Annotated in this window: 15 protein-coding genes, 2 tRNA genes and 1 pseudogene; 6 read left to right on the top strand and 12 right to left on the bottom strand. The window is 69.4% G+C overall.

Features of this window, described 5'->3' with window-relative positions; translation table 11 throughout:
* Positions 1-2: 2 nt before the first annotated feature.
* Positions 3-872, top strand: a complete 870-nt coding sequence (locus B9Y70_RS07395; protein WP_085549615.1) for an inositol monophosphatase family protein — start codon at positions 3-5, stop codon at positions 870-872.
* Positions 869-1654, top strand: coding sequence for a histidinol-phosphatase (gene hisN / locus B9Y70_RS07390; protein ID WP_085549614.1), 786 nt, complete (start codon positions 869-871; stop codon positions 1652-1654). Before B9Y70_RS07395 ends, hisN begins: the two co-directional genes overlap by 4 nt.
* 78 nt (positions 1655-1732) lie before the next feature.
* Here the strand turns inward: hisN and B9Y70_RS07385 are convergent, their stop codons facing one another.
* The 7 genes and pseudogenes from B9Y70_RS07385 to B9Y70_RS07350 form a co-directional block, all read right to left on the bottom strand.
* On the bottom strand, positions 1733-2911 hold the full coding sequence (locus B9Y70_RS07385; protein ID WP_240309166.1) for a S1 family peptidase: 1179 nt from the start codon (positions 2909-2911) through the stop codon (positions 1733-1735).
* A 130-nt stretch (positions 2912-3041) separates the two neighbouring features.
* Complete coding sequence (locus B9Y70_RS07380) at positions 3042-3710, bottom strand: pyridoxamine 5'-phosphate oxidase family protein (RefSeq protein ID WP_085549613.1); 669 nt, start codon at positions 3708-3710, stop codon at positions 3042-3044.
* A gap of 15 nt (positions 3711-3725) precedes the next feature.
* Positions 3726-3947 (bottom strand): PhnE/PtxC family ABC transporter permease, encoded by a 222-nt coding sequence (locus tag B9Y70_RS07375; protein WP_143337565.1) that lies wholly within the window; start codon positions 3945-3947, stop codon positions 3726-3728.
* A 166-nt stretch (positions 3948-4113) separates the two neighbouring features.
* Positions 4114-4601, bottom strand: a pseudogene (phnD, locus tag B9Y70_RS13230) (phosphate/phosphite/phosphonate ABC transporter substrate-binding protein); the annotation flags it as partial.
* A 427-nt stretch (positions 4602-5028) separates the two neighbouring features.
* Positions 5029-5105: transfer RNA gene (locus tag B9Y70_RS07360), tRNA-Met, on the bottom strand.
* A 353-nt stretch (positions 5106-5458) separates the two neighbouring features.
* A tRNA-Met gene (locus B9Y70_RS07355) sits at positions 5459-5535 on the bottom strand.
* Positions 5536-5634: 99 nt separating this feature from the next.
* On the bottom strand, positions 5635-8628 hold the full coding sequence (locus tag B9Y70_RS07350) for a UPF0182 family protein (RefSeq protein ID WP_085549610.1): 2994 nt from the start codon (positions 8626-8628) through the stop codon (positions 5635-5637).
* A gap of 137 nt (positions 8629-8765) precedes the next feature.
* Here B9Y70_RS07350 and B9Y70_RS07345 point away from each other — a divergent pair, with 137 nt between their 5' ends.
* Both B9Y70_RS07345 and B9Y70_RS07340 read left to right on the top strand, forming a co-directional pair.
* Positions 8766-9251 carry a PPA1309 family protein gene (locus tag B9Y70_RS07345; protein WP_085549651.1) on the top strand — a complete coding sequence of 162 codons (486 nt, stop codon included), beginning with the start codon at positions 8766-8768 and terminating at the stop codon, positions 9249-9251.
* Between the two features lie 41 nt (positions 9252-9292).
* Positions 9293-9973, top strand: coding sequence for a hypothetical protein (locus B9Y70_RS07340; protein WP_085549609.1), 681 nt, complete (start codon positions 9293-9295; stop codon positions 9971-9973).
* A 5-nt stretch (positions 9974-9978) separates the two neighbouring features.
* Here B9Y70_RS07340 and B9Y70_RS07335 read toward each other — a convergent pair whose 3' ends face one another.
* Positions 9979-11052 (bottom strand): YlbL family protein, encoded by a 1074-nt coding sequence (locus B9Y70_RS07335; protein WP_338025218.1) that lies wholly within the window; start codon positions 11050-11052, stop codon positions 9979-9981.
* 82 nt (positions 11053-11134) lie between these two features.
* Between B9Y70_RS07335 and B9Y70_RS07330 the strand changes: the two genes are divergently transcribed.
* Positions 11135-12517, top strand: coding sequence for a zinc-dependent metalloprotease (locus B9Y70_RS07330; protein WP_085549608.1), 1383 nt, complete (start codon positions 11135-11137; stop codon positions 12515-12517).
* Between the two features lie 130 nt (positions 12518-12647).
* On the opposite strand, the gene B9Y70_RS07325 is transcribed toward B9Y70_RS07330, so the two are convergent.
* Positions 12648-13148 (bottom strand): M48 metallopeptidase family protein, encoded by a 501-nt coding sequence (locus B9Y70_RS07325; RefSeq protein WP_085549607.1) that lies wholly within the window; start codon positions 13146-13148, stop codon positions 12648-12650.
* Positions 13149-13181: 33 nt separating this feature from the next.
* Here B9Y70_RS07325 and B9Y70_RS07320 point away from each other — a divergent pair, with 33 nt between their 5' ends.
* Positions 13182-14060 (top strand): hypothetical protein, encoded by an 879-nt coding sequence (locus B9Y70_RS07320; RefSeq protein WP_085549606.1) that lies wholly within the window; start codon positions 13182-13184, stop codon positions 14058-14060.
* Here B9Y70_RS07320 and B9Y70_RS07315 read toward each other — a convergent pair.
* The 3 genes from B9Y70_RS07315 to B9Y70_RS07305 are packed head-to-tail and all read right to left on the bottom strand — an operon-like array spanning position 14018 to position 17899.
* Positions 14018-16063, bottom strand: coding sequence for an ATP-dependent DNA helicase UvrD2 (locus tag B9Y70_RS07315; RefSeq protein ID WP_085549649.1), 2046 nt, complete (start codon positions 16061-16063; stop codon positions 14018-14020). The genes B9Y70_RS07320 and B9Y70_RS07315 overlap by 43 nt on opposite strands.
* Positions 16060-16830 (bottom strand): NAD(+) diphosphatase, encoded by a 771-nt coding sequence (locus tag B9Y70_RS07310; RefSeq protein WP_085549605.1) that lies wholly within the window; start codon positions 16828-16830, stop codon positions 16060-16062. Before B9Y70_RS07310 ends, B9Y70_RS07315 begins: the two co-directional genes overlap by 4 nt.
* Positions 16802-17899: a potassium channel family protein gene (locus B9Y70_RS07305; protein WP_085549604.1), complete on the bottom strand. Its 1098-nt coding sequence runs from the start codon at positions 17897-17899 to the stop codon at positions 16802-16804. Before B9Y70_RS07305 ends, B9Y70_RS07310 begins: the two co-directional genes overlap by 29 nt.
* Positions 17900-17917 lie beyond the last annotated feature (18 nt).

Raw genomic sequence — 17917 nt, 5'->3', positions numbered from 1 at the left:
CAATGGTGCGCATGACGCAACAGCATCCCGCCGCCAGCCTCGACGACATGATCGCCGCGATCACGAAGACCTTCGTCATCGCCCACGACCAGGATTCCGATGAGCACCTCGCCCAGGCGCTCGTCTACAACGCCGGCCGCCTGGCGTGGCGGCTGCGGGAGCAGGGGCTGCCCACCGAGCAGAAGACCTCCGTCTCCGACGTGGTGACCGTCGCGGACCGCGCCGCCGAGGACTTCATCTCCGGGGCGCTCGCCCAGCTGCGCCCCGAGGACGGCATCCTCGGGGAGGAGGGCGCGGAGCGGGCGTCGGCCTCGGGACGTCACTGGGTCGTCGACCCGGTCGACGGCACCTACAACTTCGCGTCCGGATCGGACTACTGGTGCTCCGCGCTGGCCCTGGTGGAGGGCTCCCCCGCCGCCCCGGAGAAGCTCATCCTCGGTGCGGTCCACCGCCCGGCGATGGGCTACACGTGGATGGGCGGCCCGGGGATTCCCACGACGCGGGACGGGCGGGGCGTCGCAAAGCTCGTGGACATCGACGCCGACCAGCTGTGCCTGGGCACCTACATCCACCCCACCTCCCTGGCGCAGCCGGAGCGTGCCGAGGCCTGGATGCGCGCCGTCGCCGAGGTGGCGACTCTGCGCATGCTGGGCGCCGGATCCGTCGATCTGGCGTCCGTCGCCGACGGATCACTGGGCGTGTGGGTGCAGCATTCCGTCGCCGACTGGGACTGGCTGCCCGGCCTCGCGCTGGTCGAGGGTGCGGGAGGTGCCGGAGTGAAGGTCGAGGCCGGTGGGGTCACCTGGTGTGTGGCGGGCAATTCCCGCGCTGTGGAACAAGTGTCGTCCGCGCTGACTAGGATGACTGCATGACCAGTTACGCCGATGACCTTGCCCTCGCCCTCGAACTCGCCGACCTCGCCGATTCGCTGACCCTCGAGCGCTTCGAGGCCACCGACCTCAACGTCACCGCCAAGCCGGACATGAGCCCCGTCTCCGACGCCGACCTCGCCTGCGAGGAGGCCCTGCGCGCCAAGCTCGCCGAGGCCCGCCCCTCCGACTCGATCCTCGGTGAGGAGTTCGGCGGCGAGGCCACCCACGAGGGCCGCCAGTGGGTCATCGACCCCATCGACGGCACGAAGAACTTCGTCCGCGGCGTCCCCGTGTGGGCCACCCTCATCTCCCTGCTCGTCGACGGGGAGCCCGTCGTCGGCGTCATCTCCGCCCCGGCGCTCGCCCGCCGCTGGTACGCCGCCGCCGAATCCGGCGCCTGGCGCTCCTTCAACAGCGGCTCCCCGAAGAAGCTCAGCGTCTCCGGGGTCGAGTCGCTCACCGACGCCTCCCTCTCCTTCTCCTCCCTCGAGGGCTGGGCCGAGCGTGGCCTGCGCGAGAACTTCATCGCCCTGAGCGACGAGACCTGGCGCCTGCGCGGTTACGGCGACTTCTTCTCCTACTGCCTCGTCGCCGAGGGCGCGGTGGACATCGCCGCCGAACCGGAGGTCTCCCTGTGGGACCTGGCCGCCCTGTCCGTGCTGGTCACCGAGGCCGGCGGCCGCTTCACCTCCCTGGCCGGCGAGGACGGCCCGCACGGCGGTGACGCCATCGCCACCAACGGGCTGCTGCACGACGCCGCGCTCGGCGCGATCCGCGGTTAGTACCCCCACAACGCGACAGCCCTCCCGGAGTGGACCCGGGAGGGCTGTCGCGTTCAGGCGCGGGTGCCGGACAACCGGCTAGTCGGCCAGCGTGAAGCCGGCGCCGACGCCGCCGCGGTTGTTCATGTCCGCGAGCACGTTGTCGAGGTTGGTCGACACCGTCGGCATGAACAGCGCACCCTGCAGCGGGGTCTGGCAGGAGTAGCGCTGATCCGCGAGGACACCGCCGGAGACCATGCCCACCATGCGGTCGCCCGCCAGGACCGGGGCCCCGGAGTCGCCGACCATGGCGCACAGCTGGGAGATCTGCAGGGCCTCATCGGCCGCCCACACGTGACCGCAGGTGGTGCCGGTGGCCACGCCCTGCTTGCACAGCATCTGACCCGGCGCGACCGGGCCGCCGAGGCTGTTGACGGTCACACCGTTGTAGGAGCGGGTGATCTCGGAGTTGGAGCCGAGCTCGATGACGGAGTAGTCGTGCAGCCTGTTGCTGGCGGTGACGGTGCCGGAGGCACCGACCTGCCAGGAGTCGGCCGACCACACCTTGTCGCCCGGGTTGCCGCAGTGACCGGCGGTGATGCCGATCTTGCGGCCCTCGGCATCCGTGCCGACAACGCCGAGGGTGCACATCACCTGGTCGCCTACGAAGATCGGGGTGCCCGGGCCGTAGAGGGACTTGTCCTGGTTCTGCACCACCATGGACTCCTCGGGGATGCGCGGCGCATCGAACCAGGAGCCCGGCACGCGGTGCAGGACCCAGTCGGCGAAGGGCTTGCCGGCCATGACCTTGTCGATCGGGTGGTCGGTCCAGCGGTAGTTCTGGTCGAGTGCGGCCTCGGTCTCGTCGACCCAGGACTCGCCGTCGGCGTAGGCGGCACGCTCGGGGGCCGGGGCCTCCGGCGCGGCAACCTCGGCGACCTCGGCGACCTCGGCGACCTCGGGGACCTCCGGGGTCTGCTCACGCAGGCGGGTGTTCGGGATGTGGGTGACGATCGCCTTGTCGACAGCGTCGGTCACCGCCGCATCCACGCCCGGGGTCTGCACGCCGAGGGACGCGAGCTGGGCGCGCACCCCGTTGACGATGTCCGCCGACGCCACCTCGACCGGCTGCGGGGCGGGCACGGCCGGAACCTCCACCGGCACCTCCACGGCCGGAACCTCGATGGAGGATGCTGCGGGGAGCTCCGGCTGCGGCGCCTGTGCCGCCACGGTCGGCATCGCCCACGTCACCGCTCCGGTCACAATTGCTGCCGTCATGATCTTCTTTACGCGGGCGTGCCGTCGCATGTGGGTGGGGTCCCCTTCTGGTGGAGCCGAACAAATACCCCCACATCATGCCACGCCCGCAGCGTTCGCGAGCATGGACATGAATGTCGTGTCCGAAAGGTTACGGGGTGGTGCCGTTTCCCCTGGAAAAAGCGGAATCCGCACCCTCTTCAAGCTCTGCGATGCGCGCGGTGAGTTCCGCTATTTCGGCCCGGTAGAGATCAATACGCTTCTCGACGTCGTCCCGGTCCCACCGCGGCCGGATGTGCCGGGTGCAGTTGGCGTCGACATCGGTGACGGCGACGACGATGACGCGTTCGATCTCCGTGCGGATCTCCCGGTCGGAGGTCCGCCCGAGGTCGCGCACGCGGGCCACCAGCCCCGGGTCGTCGGCGGCCTCGACGACGCGGGCATGACCGAAGACCTTGATCCGGCGGCGCGTCGGAAAGTTGACGAAGAAGAGGCACACCCGGCCGTCCCGGTCGAGGTTGCCGGCGGTGACGAACTGCAGGTTCCCGGGGAAGTCCGGGAAGGCGAGGGTCCGGTCGTCGAGGACGTGGACGAAACCCGCCGGCCCGCCCTTGTGCTGCACGTACGGCCAGCCGGAGTCGGTGACTGTGGCGAGGTAGAACATGTCCGCCTCCCGGATCTGGCGCCGGTCGCGGCCGTCGAGGGTGAACGGTCCGCTCCCCGGATCGACGAGGCGGTTGTCGGCACCGACCGCCGCCTGGCGGGCCCGCGCGTGGGGCCCGTAGGCGATGTCGGCGTAGGTCGTGCGGCGCTGCTCCATACCGCCGAGGGTAGGTCAGCGCACGATGTTGCGGAGCAGCACCGCGGTGGCCTCCAGCGCCAGGACGACCGCCACGTCGAGCACGAGGATGAACGTGACCACCTCGAACTGCAGGACGCGGTTGGCGTTGAGGAGGTAGAAGCCGATGCCGCCGGCACCGACGACGCCGAGCAACGTGGCGGAGCGGAAGTTGACGTCCAGCTGGTAGATGATGTGCGCGATGACCGCGGGGGCCACCTTCCGCAGCGTTGCCCCGAAGAACACCTGTCATTCGGTCGCGCCGTTGGAACGCAGGGCCGTCTGCACGCGGGTGTCGGTCTCCTCGAGGGTGGTCGAGGGTGCCGGTGTTCATGTAGATCGGGGAGGCTGGGATGAGCGGAGACTCCCAGATGACCTCGTAGTCGTCCTCGGAGAGCTCGCCGCGGCCCGGCATGAGCACCTCGACCATGGAGTCGTAGGCGAAGGCCGTGTCACAGGTCTCGTCCAGCAGGGCCAGGACGGCGGCGTCATGGGAGCCGGAGAATATGGCCTCGACATCCTCCTCCGGGTCCAGGCCGGCGTCGATCATACCGGCGGACGGGTAGAGGAAGCCGGAGGTGGAACCCTGGTCGACGTAGCAGACCGTGCGCCCCTCGGAGTCGGCCAGCTCCCGGATGTCGGAGCCCGGTCGGACGAGAGCGTAGGAGACGTAACCCGGCTCGTCGCCCTCCTCCTCGATGCGGCCCCCAGCGGCTCGAGCTCTGCGCCGGCCTTGGAGGCACGGACGTAGGAGAACGGGGAACCGATGGCCATGTCAGCCTGGCCGGCGACGAGCGCCTCGATGACGGCGGCGTAGTCGGTGGACGAGGAGAACTCGACCTCCTTGCCGGTCTCCTCGGAGATGACCTCCATGAGCAGCTCGAACTTGGAGACCAGGGCGGTGGCCTCCTCGGCGGGCACACCGGTGATGGTGATGACGCCGTTGTCGCCGCCGTTTCCGTCGGCGGCGGTGGTGGTGGTCTCGTCGGCGGCATCGCCGCAGGCGGTCAGAGCGAGGCTGCCCACGACGAGAGCAGCGGCGGTGGCCGAGAGGCGACGGCGCAGGGACGGGAAGATCATGGATTTCTCCTGAGATTGGGGGAAAGGCATGCGAAGCTCCTGTGAACACAGGGCTTCCGCTGGGCCTCCCCCGTGAAAGTAAATTCTCCGTTGCCGCGGCATGAACCCGTCATCCACGCTGCATGAATATCGGCCCATGAATCCGAAATGACACCCACTGGTAGACCCCGGGAACGACGAAACCCTCCCAACCTGTGGTTGAGAGGGCCTCGTGGTGAATTGGTAGCGGGGGCAGGATTCGAACCTACGACCTCTGGGTTATGAGCCCAGCGAGCTACCGAGCTGCTCCACCCCGCGATGGGTGCTATTCACTTTCACCGTCGCCGTAACGACATGTGTGACTATATCAACCTGCTGGGCGGAACCCCAAATCCCCTGGCACGCCGCTTATCGACGCCCGCGCCGGACAAGACCACTCACCGGCCCCGGATTCGTGGCACGAGCGCTCGGGGCCCCGGCGCGTCGCTCACCGCGACCCCGGTATCCCTACCCCGACACCCTCACCCCGGTATCCCTACCCCGGGCCCCGTACATACGCGGCACCACAACCCCGGTATCGCAGCGGTCCCGGGGTACTGATCCCGGGGTCACCCACCCCACCAACGACAACACCCTCCCGGCCGTGAGGCTGGGAGGGTGTCGTGGTGAATTGGTAGCGGGGGCAGGATTCGAACCTACGACCTCTGGGTTATGAGCCCAGCGAGCTACCGAGCTGCTCCACCCCGCGACGGGTGCTATTCACTTTCACCTGGCCACGTTTCCGCGGCAGATGTTGAACTATACCCACAGCCCGGGGATCTTCACAAATCCCCAGGCTGCCCGGGTACTAGTTGCCGAGCGACTGGTAGTCGGAGACGGCGCGATCCAGCTCGTCGAGTGCCTTGCCGTACTCCTCGAAGGAGCCGTCGCGGGCGGTCTCGAGGTTGCGCAGCGCCTCGTTGATCCGGTCGATGGCCTCACCCTCGGTGCCTGCCCCACCGGCCGGCGGGGTCGGTGCCTCGGTCTCGGTGGCGTCCTCGTCGGTCTCCTCGTCCGGCGTGGTCGCGGCCTCGACGCCCGGGTCCTCCGGGCTGATCTCGGTCGGGGTGCCGGCGATGTCCTGGGCGGCGCGCGGGTCGATGCCGACCTGCTCGAGTGCCTCGGAGATCGTCGGGGCGTAGCCGACGCGGCCCTTGTAGGACACGAGCACGCGCAGCAGCTTCGGGAACGCCGACTCCTGGTTCTTGCGCTGGGAGTAGATCGGCTCGGCGTAGAGGATCTCGCCGCCGCCGACCGGCAGGGTCAGCAGGTTTCCGTTGTGCAGCTCGTTGGTGCCCTCCCACAGGGTGCGGTCACGGGCCACCTGGTCGGAGGACATGAGCGCATCCTGCGCCTGCTTCGGACCCTGGGTCTGGGTGTTGGTCGGCAGGACGCGGACGGTGATCTGGCCGTAGGTCTCCGGGTCGGAGCTGACGGCCATGTGCGCGGAGAGGAACTGACGCTCAAGGCCACGGAACGGGGTGATCAGCTGGAAGCTGGACTCCTGGGTCTCCGGGTCGGCCGCGACGACGTAGTACGGCGGCTGGTTGAGGTTGGTGCGCCCCTCGGGTGCGGTCGGGTCTTCGGAGACGGACCAGAAGGCGTCGTTGGTGAAGAAGACGCCCGGGTCGTCGACGTGGTAGCGGGCCAGGAGGTCGCGCTGGACCTTGAACAGGTCCTCGGGGTAGCGCAGGTGCTGGCGCAGCTCGTCGGAGATCTCGGACTCCGGCTTGACGGTGTCCGGGAAGATGCCCTTCCAGGCCTTGAGGACGGGGTCCTCGGTGTCGAACTCGTAGAGCTCGACGGTGCCGTCGTACGCGTCGACGGTGGCCTTGACGGAGTTGCGGATGTAGCCGACGTTGTCGGTGATCAGTCGCTGCGTGGTGCCGTCCGGGTTGAGGGCGTCGGCGGTGGTCTCGGTGAGCGAGGTCTGCTCGGTGTACGGCAGGGCGCGCAGGGTGGTGTAGCCGTCGACGATCCACTTGATGCGGCCGTCGATGACGGCCGGGTAGGTCTTGGAGTCGGTGGTCAGCCAGGGGGCGACCTTCTCGACGCGGGACCGGGGGTCACGCTCGAAGAGGATCTTGGAGTTGCCGTGGACGCGGTCGGAGAGGATGAGGTTCATCTCCTGGTAGCGCATGGCGAAGGCGGCCCGGTTGATGATGTTGCCGATGTCGACGCCACCGGAGCCGTCGTAGGTGTAGAACGAGGTGTCCGTGTCGTACTCGACGGGGCCGGAGCCGTTGTCTCCGACGATGGCGTAGTCGGCGCCGTCGTTGGAGTTGGCGATGACCGGGCCGTAGTAGATGCGCGGCTGGTCGACCTTGATGCCGAGCTCCTCGGCCTCCTCGGCGGCCTGGCGGGCGGCGTTGGTCTGCAGGTCGGAGACGGTGAACACGGGGAAGCCGCCACGGGTGGAACCGGCGTCGCGGGCCGCCTCGTCGACGGTGTTGGCCTGGGCGGCGATGAAGCCGTTGCCGTGGGTGTAGACGGTGTGGCGGTTGATCCAGTCACGCTGGTTCTCGCGCAGGGCGTTGGGGTCCATCTCGCGGGCGGCGACGACGAAGTCGCGGAGCTCGCCGTCGACCTCGTAGCGGTCGACGTTGAGGGTCTCCGGGAAGCCGTAGAAGTTACGCAGCTGCTGCATCTGGGTGAACGTCGGGGACAGAATCTCCGGGTCCAGCAGGCGGATGTTGGAGATCGTGGCCTCGTCGGCGGCGACCTCCTCGTCGGTGGCGCCGTCGGCGCCCCAGTTCTCCAGGTAGGTGACCTGGTCGTCGGTCAGCCCGTAGGCCTGGCGGGTGGCCTCGATGTTGCGGGAGATGTACTCCGCCTCCTTGGCCACACGGTTCGGCTGGACGGAGAAGCGCTCCATGAGCAGCGGCCAGGCGACACCGATGACGAAGGAAGACAACAGCAGCAGGACGACACCGAGCGCCGGGATGCGCAGATCCTTGAGCACGATCGCGGAGAAGAAGGCCACGGCGACGAAGATCGCGATGATCATGAGGATCATCTTCGCCGGGAGGTGGGCGTGGATCGCGGTGTAGCTGGCGCCGGTGAAGGTCTCCTGCTCGTTGTAGAGCAGAGAGTAGCGGTCCAGGAAGTAGGAGCCGGCCTGGAGGAGCATCCACAGGCCACCGGTGACAGCGAGCTGGATGCGGGCGGGGCGGGAGATGTGGCCCTTGACGCCCATCGCCTGGTTACCGATGCGGATGCTGCCCAGCAGGTAGTGGCCGACGAGCGCGATGAGGAACGCCACGACCAGCAGGATGGAGACGGTGTCCACCACGAGGCGGATCATCGGCAGGCTGAAGGCGTAGAAGCCGAGGTCGTGCCCGAACTGGGGGTCCTGCACGCCGAAGTCACTGCCGTTGAGGAACATCATGACGGTGCGCCACGTGCCCTGGCCGACGAAGCCGGCGAACAGGCCGATGACCACCGGGATGCCGATGAGCAGGGCGCGCACGGACTTGTCCAGCGCCTGCCGGTACTGGTGGACCGGTGAGTTGAGGTCGAGTGTCTCCAGTGTGTCCGGGCGGTTGCGCCAGGTGAAGAACCCGGCGAGCCAGACGATGAAGCCGGCGATGAGCGCGAAGATGACGAACAGCGCCACGCGGACGAGCAGCACCTTCGTGAACACGCCGCGGAAGTCGACTTCACCGAACCAGAGCCAGTCGGTGTAGAAACCGATCGCCATCGGCGCGAGGATGAACAGTGCGGCGACGATGCCGACGATCCAGCTCAGCAGCCGTGGTGGCCGGTTGACGGACGGGGAGGGTTGTGAGAGGCCGGTGGCCAAGTCCTTCTCCTAAATATTTAAGACATACTTTTCTGCCGGTGTACTGTCCATAGCCTAGAGAAGTACACCCCTGTGTGACCAACGGAGGATGGACCGTGACAGTTCCCGAAAACACCTCGCAGGCGCTGAACAAGGCCATGATGGAGGCCGTCGAGTTCGTGCACGCCGAGGGGTGGGACGCCGCCCCGACGCTCTTCGCGCTCGTCCCGACCCGCCTGCTCGCCGATCAGCTGCCCGATCCGGACGACGCCGCGCCCCTCACCCTCGTCGTGCAGGAACTGCCCGGGCACATCCTCCCCGGCTCCGATGAGCTGGGCGATTACCTCTCCCGCCTGGCCTGGCCCGCAGAGGTCGAGGGTGTCGTCCTCGCGCAGGAGATCATGTTCCGCGAGGCCTCGCTTGCCGACGCCCCCGCCCGCCCCGCCCGCCTCTTCTCCGGCGTCCTGCGCCCGGAGGGGGTCGAGCTGACGCTCCTCCAGCTGCGTCCCACCGAGGAGGAGCTGGCCGAGGCGGGTGCCTTCGCCGAGGACGACATCGAGCTGCGGGGCGGCCCGGAGGTTGCCCCCGGGGTGATCTCCGCCCTGCGTTTCGGTCTCGAGCAGGACCCGGATCCGGTCGACTAGACTGGTCCGGAACGTCGTTTTCCAAGGAGTCTGAGGCCCCCGTGCGATTCCCCCGCCCCGCCCGCGTCACCGCCGCCACCGCCGCGGTGCTGCTCAGCGTCGGCCTGGTGGCGTGCGGCTCCGAGGATGAGCCGGCACCGACCACCGAACCGACCACCACCGCCCCCACGGCCACCACCGCGGTGACGGAGACCACCACCTCCTCCCCCACCCCCACGACGGAGGAGACGAGCGAGGAGACGACGACCCGCACCACCCGGGCCCCGGAGACGACGGGGACCACGGTGTCGTCGACAAGCAGGCGGGGCGTGCCGGACGATGTCGCCGAGGTGCAGAAGATCTTCGGTTCCGTCGCGCCGGCCTCGCTGTTCCGCCAGTTCGAGTCGTGCAACGACAGCGGCATCAGCAACGCGTGGGAGTGCTCCGGCCCGGAGGTCGGTCAGTTCCAGTTCTTCCAGTCGATGTCGAAGGCGGCGTCGACGACGCAGCTGATCACCGAGTTGCGCAGCTCGCGGGTCGTGGAGGACACGGGGCGCAAGGTCGTCGGCTGGTCGACGCTGGGGACGACGGCGGTGATCACGGTCGTCGATAATGAGGAGGGCCTGGTCATGCAGCAGATGGTCTCCTCCGACCGCGTCGACCCGCAGGAGCGGATCTACGAGCTCGGCCTGGCGGAGCAGCCCTCCGCGGAGCCGGAGGAGCCGGCCGACACCGAGACCTGACCGGCCTAGCCGCAGGTCACCACATCGCGCCCGGCGTCGAAGTCCGCCATCGCGGTGATCGCGTCATCGAGCGTGCTCACCTGCGCCACGACGATATCCCCGCGCTGCCCCTGGAGCGCCTCCCCGCAGTTGGCGGCGGGTGCGAGGAACAGTTCCACCCCGTCCTCCGCCGCGGCGCGCACCTTGTGCTCGATGCCGCCGATGGGTCCGACGGTGCCGTCCTCGGCGATGGTGCCGGTCCCGGCGACGGTACGCCCGGCGTTGAGTTCGCCCGGGGAGAGCTTGTCGATGACCGCCAGCGAGAAGATCATGCCCGCACTCGGGCCGCCGATGTCCTGCAGGTTGTAGGACACCTCGACCCCGTCGACGGGCTGCGAGTTCATGTACACACCCAGCATCGCCAGCTTCTCGTCCTGCGGATTCGCGCCGAGTTCAATGGTCTCCTCGAGCTCCGCGCCGCCGCGCCGCAGCGTGAGCGTCACCTGCTCGCCCGGCTGCTTCGACCGCACGATCTCCTGCACCTGACCCGGCTTATCGACGCCCTGTCCGTCCACCGCCGTGATCACGTCACCCGCCTCGAGGCGGCCGGTGGCCGCCGAATCCTCGATGATCTCCGCGGCCACGACCTCCACCGGGCGGCCCAGGTAGTTCATGGCGGCGACCGTGGCGGCGGCCTCCGAGGAGGAGAAGGCGGCCTTGTTGGCCTGCTCCACCTGCTCCGGGGTGAGATCCGGCGGAAAGACCTGCTCGATCGGCACGAGGGTGTCGTCGGTGGTCAGCCAGCGGCTCAGCGCCTGGGCCAGGGTCATGCCCGACCGCACCGAGACGGTGGTCATCCGCAGTTCCCCGGAGGTGTCGTCGACCTCGGTGCCGTCGATCTCCACGACGGGCGCCCCCTCGACCTGGCCGAGGGTGTCGAACATCGGGCCCGGCCCCTCCGCGGCATACGGCACGGTCAGCGAGATGTCGGTGCCCGGGATGTGGTCCATCGACACCAGTGCGGTCATCGCCAGCACCGGCACGGCACCCCAGGCGAGGGTGCGGAGTCGACGGTTGGCGGGGGTCGAGGAATCGTTCACGGAGAATCAGGGTACCTGTGTTCGCTGTCAGCGTTGCCCACATCATGGCTTATGGTTGCCGCCCGCCGGTAGATTGGATGCCATGAACACAGGTGGATTCGGCTTCTCCTTCGGACCAGGCGACGATGACGACGACAAGTCACGCCGCGACCAGAATCCCTTCGGCCCCTTCGGCTTCGGCGGGGCGGACGGATCCGGCGGGCTGGGCGACATGCTCAGCCAGTTCGGCCAGATGCTCTCCGGCATGGGTTCCTCGATGAACTCCCCCGAGGGCCAGGGCCCCGTCAACTACGCCCTCGCGGAACGCATCGCCCGGCAGCAGATCGGGCAGGTCGCGCCCGTCCGCGACCAGGACCGTGCCGCCGTGGAGGAGGCCGCGCGCCTCGCCGAGCTGTGGCTCGACGACACCACGCAGATGCCCACCGCCGGGGGCCGCGTCGTGGCGTGGAACGCGGAGGACTGGCTCACCCAGACGCTGCCGATGTGGAAGCGCCTTGTCAGCCCCGTCGCCGAGCACATGAACGAGGCACAGCTGGCGTCCCTGCCGGAGGAGGCCCGGGAAATGGTCGGCCCGATGCTGCAGATGATGAACCAGATGTCCGGCATGAACTTCGGTATGCAGCTGGGCAACGCCCTCGGTGACCTGGCCAAGCAGGCGCTCACCGGCTCCGACTTCGGACTGCCCGTCGCCCCGACCGACGTCACCGCCCTCCTGCCGACCAACATCACGGCCGCCGGCAAGGAGCTCACCGTCGCTGGCCAGGAGCTCATGGTCTACATCGCCGCGCGTGAGTCCGCCCGCCAGCGACTCTACCGCCATGTGCCGTGGCTGGTCGAGCGCCTCGTCTCCTCCGTCGAGGAGTACGCCGCCGGCCTGGTCATCGACACCTCCCACATCGAGGAGGCCACCCGCGAGCTCAACCTCGAGTCCGGTGACCCCGCCGCCATCCAGGACGCGATGCAGCGCCTGCAGGGCATGGACCTGTCCCCGAAGATCTCCTCCCGCAACGCCCAGGCCGTCTCCCGCCTGGAGACCCTGCTGGCCCTCGTCGAGGGCTGGGTCGAGTACGTCGTCGACCAGGCCATGAGCGAGCGCATCCCCTCCACCCGGACCATGACCGAGGCGTGGCGTCGCCGCCGCGCCACCGGTGGTTCCGCCGAGCAGGCCTTCGCCAAGATCGTCGGCATCGAATTCGCCGCCCCCAAGGTCGCGGAGGCCGTGGAGCTGTGGCGTCGCGTCGACATCGCCGTCGGCCAGGAGCGCCGCGACGGCATCTGGGAGCACCCGGACCTCATGCCCTCCGCGGAGCAGCTGGACAACTCCGCCGACTTCATCGACGGCCTCCTCGGGGAGGGCGACTCCGATGAGTTCGACCGCGAGTTGGCCAAGCTCGAGGAGATGCTGCGCGAGCAGGACACCGACCCGGAGGACGACTCCGGTGAGGACACCCCGACCGAGAAGTAACCCTCCCCTCCCCGGGAGGCGGGGGGATGCTCGGCGCCAGCCGGACAAGTGGACCTGACACTGGTCCCGCATTTCCCCAGGATGCGACTGATCCCGGGGTTTAACGTCAGGTCGAAATGCGCAACCGCGCTCACCCGAAGCGCTGGTACGCCTCCAGGTAACCCTTCGCGCGTTCGGCCTGCGGAGCCCGGTCGGCCCATTCCCAGAACTCCGGCCCGTGCCCGGGGATGAAGGTGTGGACGAGTTCGTGGAGGATGACGGCGTCGAGGACGTAGTCGGGCACCTTCCGCAGGCGGTCGGTGATGCGGATCGTCCCGGTCGAGGGGGTGCAGGATCCCCACCGGGCGTGCTGGTTGCCCACCCACCGGATCGACCCGATCGTGGCCCGGCCCTCCAGGTGCCGGGCGTTGAGCTGCTCCGCCCGGGCCTGCAGATCCTCGTCCGAGGTCGCGCTGGCCACTGACTTCCGCCGCAGCTTGGCCAGGATGTCGGCCACGGCCTTCTCCTCCTCGGCGGCGCTCATCCGGGCGGGGATACGGACCTCAACGGTGTCGCCGACGAGCCGGGCCTGCACCGTGCGGTGACGGCGAGCGGAGCGGATGACCTCAACGGCGGGCGGGTGAGACGGCATGACAAGGCATTGTATCTGTGGTCAGATAGGCGCATGGGGGATGGCGACACGCTGCGCCTGGCGGATGGGGCGCACGTCTACCTGCGGGGGCGCGACGCCCTGCAGTTCGGGGTGGATGCGACGCGTGCCGGGGTCGTCGAGACGGCGCAGGCACCGATGATCATGTCGACGCTGCTGGCGGCCCGGCGCGCCCGGCCGCGCACGGAGCTGCTCGACCGGCTGGTGGCGGCCGGGCTGGCCCGGACGGCGGCCGCGAGCCTGCTCGACGATCTGGTCGCCTACCGGATCCTCGTCCCACCGCGCGACGCCTCGGTCATCGTGCTGGGGCGCGGTCGGCTGGCGCAGCTGCTCACGGAGATGCTCACCGCCGCGGGGGTGACGGTGCGGTCCCCGGTGCGGGGTGAGTCCGAGTACGCCTACCTGGCGGCTGCGGAGATCACCGTGCCGGTGGTGGTCGTCGACCGCCTCGCCCATTCGCGGGCGATGGCGCCGATGCTCACGCGCTTCGCCCCGACGTCGGTGCCGGTGTCGGTCGTCGATCATCGGGGCGTCATCGGCCCGTTGCGTATCGACGCCGCCGGTCCCTGCCCGTTGTGCCACGACCTGCACCACACCGACCGGGACGGCCTGTGGCACCGGGTGGTCACCCAGCTGCCGGGCGGCCCGGTGCGCCCCTCCCCCGCCACGCTGAGCATGGTCGTCGGGCAGGCCACCGCGGTCATCGCGGAACTGGCGGGCGGCACCACGCCGCCCGGGGTGTCACCGTTGTCCCCGGTGCCGGGCGAGATCCTCGTGACCGACCCGTGGGCGGGATCCACCCGCGAGGTGATGGACACCCACCCGCGGTGCCCGGTCTGTTTCGGCCGGGATCAGCGGAAGGCGTCGATGACGGCGAGCAGCTGCGCGCCATAACGTTCGACCTTGACGGGGCCGACGCCGGGGACGTCGAGAAGCTCGTTCCGGTCGGCGGGCAGCGCCTCGGCGAGCGCCATGAGGGTGGCGTCGGAGAAGACGATGTAGGCGGGGACGCCGGCCTCGCGGGAGGCCTCGGCGCGCCAGGCGCGCAGAGTCTCGAAGATCTCCTCGTCCGCGCCGGAGGGACAGTCCTCGTGGCGGCCGATGACCTTCTCCCCGGGGGTGGACAGCGGGCCACCGCACACGCGGCAGCGCCTGGGACGGACGGTGCGGGCGGGGACCTTCTCGATCTCCAGTTGCGGCACCACCCCGTCGAGGAAGCGGGAACGGCTGCGGGACTTGCGGCCCCCCTCCTGGCGGGCCAGGGCCCACGACAGGTGCAGGTGCTCGCGGGCGCGGGTGATACCGACGTAGAAGAGACGGCGTTCCTCCTCCACCTGGTGCGCGCCGGCCTTGATGGCGTGGGAGATGGGCAGGGTGTTCTCCACCAGGCCGACGAGGAAGACGGCGTCCCACTCGAGACCCTTCGCGGCGTGGAGGCTGGCCAGGGTCACCCCCTCGACGGTGGGCGGGTGCTTGGACTCGGCGCGCTGACGCAGGGCCTGCAGCACCCCGGTGAGGGTGAGATCCGGCTGGGCGCGGACGAGTTCCTCGACGAGGTCGACCAGCGCGACCAGGGACTGCCAGCGCTCGCGGGCCTGCGCACCCTCGGGTTCGGTGGGGGTCAGGCCCAGCGGGGCGAGGGCGGCGCGGGTGACGGCGACGGGGTCGTCGGGAAGATCGGTGCGCTGCGCGACGCGGACCAGCTCGGAGACGGCCTGCCGGATCTCGGGGCGGTTGAAGAAGCCCTCGCCGCCGCGGACCTGGTATACGATGCCGGCGTCGGCCAGCGCCTGCTCGAAGACCTGCGACTGGGCGTTGATGCGGTAGAGCACCGCGATCTCACTGGCCGGCACCCCGCGGCCCAACAGGGTGAGGATCTGCCCGGCGACCTCCCGGGCCTCGGTGGGTTCATCGTCGTAGGAGTGGAACGTGGGCTCCGGGCCGTCCGGCCGCATGCCCTGCAGCTCCAGGCGGGTGCCGGCGACCCGGCCGGTGGCCTGCCCGATGACGGTGTTCGCCAGGTCGGTGATCTGCGGGGTGGAACGGTAGTCCCGCTGCAGCTTCACCAGGGTGGCGTTCTCGTAGGTCCGCGGGAAATCGAGGAGGTAGTTCGGGGTGGCGCCGGTGAAGGAGTAGATGGTCTGGTTGGCGTCGCCGACGACGGTGATGTCGTCCCGGTCACCGAGCCAGGCCTGCAGCACCCGCTGCTGCAACGGGGTGACGTCCTGGTACTCGTCGACGACGAAGGTGCGGTACTGCTCGCGGAACTCGTCGGCCACGCCGGGGGCGTTCTCCAGGGCGGCGGCGACGTGGAGGAGGAGGTCGTCGAAGTCGAGAAGCATGCCCTCCTCGGTGGTCTTGGCGGCCTCGTAACGGCGGTACACCTCGGCGACCTTCGCGGCCGGCACCGGCGGGGTGCGGTCGGTGCCGACGATCCGCTCGGCGTACTGGTCCGGGGTGATGAGGCTGGCCTTCGCCCACTCGATCTCACCGAGCAGATCGCGGACGTTCTCCGTCGTCGACTCCACACCCACCCCGCGGGCGGCACGGCCGACGAGGGGGAACTTGTTGTCCAGCAGCCGCCACGGCAGGGAGCCGGCGACCTGCGGCCAGAAGTAGGACAGCTGGCGGCGCGCGGCGGCGTGGAAGGTGCGCGCCTGGACCCCGCCGATGCCCATGAGGTGCAGGCGGTGGCGCATCTCGCCGGCCGCACGCGCGGTGAACGTCACGGCCAGCACCCGGTTGGGGCTGACGAAACCCTGACTGATGAGGTGCGCGATCCGGTAGGTGATCGTGCGGGTCTTACCCGTGCCCGCACCAGCCAGGATGCACACCGGCCCGCGCGGGGCGGTGGCGGCGACGCGCTGGTCGTCGTCCAGATCCGACAGGTCGATCACCGGGCGGTCCATGTGTTCCTCCATTCGTCCCACTCATCCCTCCACTGGGTGATCATCGCATGTGCGATCGAACCCGGGCGGGCCAGGGGTAGGTCGGCCAGCTCCGGCCGCGACACCCACCGGGTCTCGATGAGCTCCCCGTCGGTCTCCCCCACCGGGTGCTCGTCCCCGGTCACGGAGGTGAACCCGACCATGAGGGACCCGCTGACGGCCCAGGGCTGACTGCCCCAGTAGCGGACGTCGGACACGCGGCGGCCGGTCTCCTCGCGGACCTCCCGGGCGAAGGCCTCCTCGAGGTTCTCCCCGTGCTCGACGTATCCGGCGATGAGCGACCAGTAGCTGCCGCGCCGCGCGTTGCGTCCCAGCAGGATCCGCTCCTCTCCGTGCAGCTCAACCAGCCCGATGACCGCCGGGTCGACGCGCGGGAAGATGCGCCGCCCCGCGGCTCCCACGGCGACGACGCCGTCGGCCTCGAAGTACAGCGGGGAGCCGTCCGCCGGGTCGAAACCCGACTGCTCCCGGTGCCGCAGCAGCGCCACCGCCCGGGAGACCACCCGGTCGCCGCCGAAGGCACGCGGATCCACCACCCGTCCCCCGGGAGGCAGGAGCGACTCCAGCTCCGCCAGGCTCATCCGCACGGCGGACAGGTCGGCGGTGACCCGGACGGTCAGGTGCGCGTTCGGCGGCCCGGGTGGGCGGGACAGGTGGAGCGGAGTGCCGGACGCGTCGACGGGAACCTCACCCGCGGGGCCGATCGGCAGAAACACTCTTCACGTCCTCCCCGGTGACGTGGCGGATGAACAGCAGGCGGTCGCCCGGTTCGACGGTCTCGGCCTCGGGCGAGTCGATGCGGTACAGCTCGCCGGAGCGGACCAGTCCGAGGGCGATGTCGGCGAGGTGACGCGGGTTGGCGCCCACCTCGTCCTCGGCGATGGGGCGCTCGGCGACGGAGAAGCCCTCATCCGGGCTGAGCAGATCCTCCATCATCTCGACGACGGAGGGCGTGACTGTGGCCAGTCCGAGCATGCGGCCAGCGGTCTCGGAGGAGATGACGACGGAGTCGGCGCCCGACTGCTCGAGGAGGTGCTGGTTCTCCGACTCACGGACACTGGCGACGATCATCGCCGACGGCGCGATCTCCCGCACCGACAGTGTGACCAGCACGGCGGTGTCGTCCACGTTGGGGGCGACGACGACGGCGCGGGCGCGGGTGACGCCGGCGATCTTGAGCACATCCGCCTTCGTGCCCGACCCGTAGACCGTGACCAGCCCCTGGTTCTCGGCGCGGGCCAGGGCCTGCTTGTCGGTGTCGATGACGACGATCTGGTTCGGCGCCACGCCATCGGCGAGCAGGGCCGCCACCGCGGAACGGCCCTTCGTGCCGTAGCCGATGACGATGGTGTGATTGCGCACGCTCTTCCTCCAACGCTGGATCTGCAGGGTCTTGCGGGAATTCTCCGTCAGCACCGACAGGGTGGTGCCGACGAGCAGGATGACGAAGGCGATCCGGATCGGGGTGATCACCACGATGTTCATCAGGCGGGCGGACTGCGTCACCGGGGTGATGTCGCCGTACCCGGTCGTCGACAGTGACACCGCCGAGTAGTAGAACGCGTCGATGAACGTCAGGTGCTCCGAGTAACCGTCCTTGTCCAGGTAGACGATGAGCGCCACCAGGAACAGCAGCAGGAACGCGTAGAGCACCCGCCGTCCGATGAGGGACCACGGGCTCGCCGCGATGGCGCCCGGGATGTTGATGATCCCGAGCAGCGCATGGTCCGGCAGACTGCTGAGCTCCGTGTCCCCACGGAAACGTTCGCGGATGCGGTCGCGCATGCCCGTCGCTCCTTCCTG

Source organism: Corynebacterium pollutisoli, assembly GCF_900177745.1.
Classification (GTDB): Bacteria; Actinomycetota; Actinomycetes; order Mycobacteriales; family Mycobacteriaceae; genus Corynebacterium; species Corynebacterium pollutisoli.
This window is presented reverse-complemented; position numbering and strand designations above follow the sequence as displayed.

Coding starts and splice junctions, on each gene's coding strand:
- B9Y70_RS07320 (WP_085549606.1), top strand. CDS start 13,182: ATGGGGGATGGCGACACGCTGCGCCTGGCGGATGGGGCGCACGTCTAC.
- B9Y70_RS07330 (WP_085549608.1), top strand. CDS start 11,135: ATGAACACAGGTGGATTCGGCTTCTCCTTCGGACCAGGCGACGATGAC.
- B9Y70_RS07385 (WP_240309166.1), bottom strand. CDS start 2,911: ATGACGGCAGCAATTGTGACCGGAGCGGTGACGTGGGCGATGCCGACC.
- B9Y70_RS07380 (WP_085549613.1), bottom strand. CDS start 3,710: ATGGAGCAGCGCCGCACGACCTACGCCGACATCGCCTACGGGCCCCAC.
- hisN (WP_085549614.1), top strand. CDS start 869: ATGACCAGTTACGCCGATGACCTTGCCCTCGCCCTCGAACTCGCCGAC.
- B9Y70_RS07345 (WP_085549651.1), top strand. CDS start 8,766: ATGATGGAGGCCGTCGAGTTCGTGCACGCCGAGGGGTGGGACGCCGCC.
- B9Y70_RS07395 (WP_085549615.1), top strand. CDS start 3: ATGGTGCGCATGACGCAACAGCATCCCGCCGCCAGCCTCGACGACATG.
- B9Y70_RS07325 (WP_085549607.1), bottom strand. CDS start 13,148: ATGCCGTCTCACCCGCCCGCCGTTGAGGTCATCCGCTCCGCTCGCCGT.
- B9Y70_RS07305 (WP_085549604.1), bottom strand. CDS start 17,899: ATGCGCGACCGCATCCGCGAACGTTTCCGTGGGGACACGGAGCTCAGC.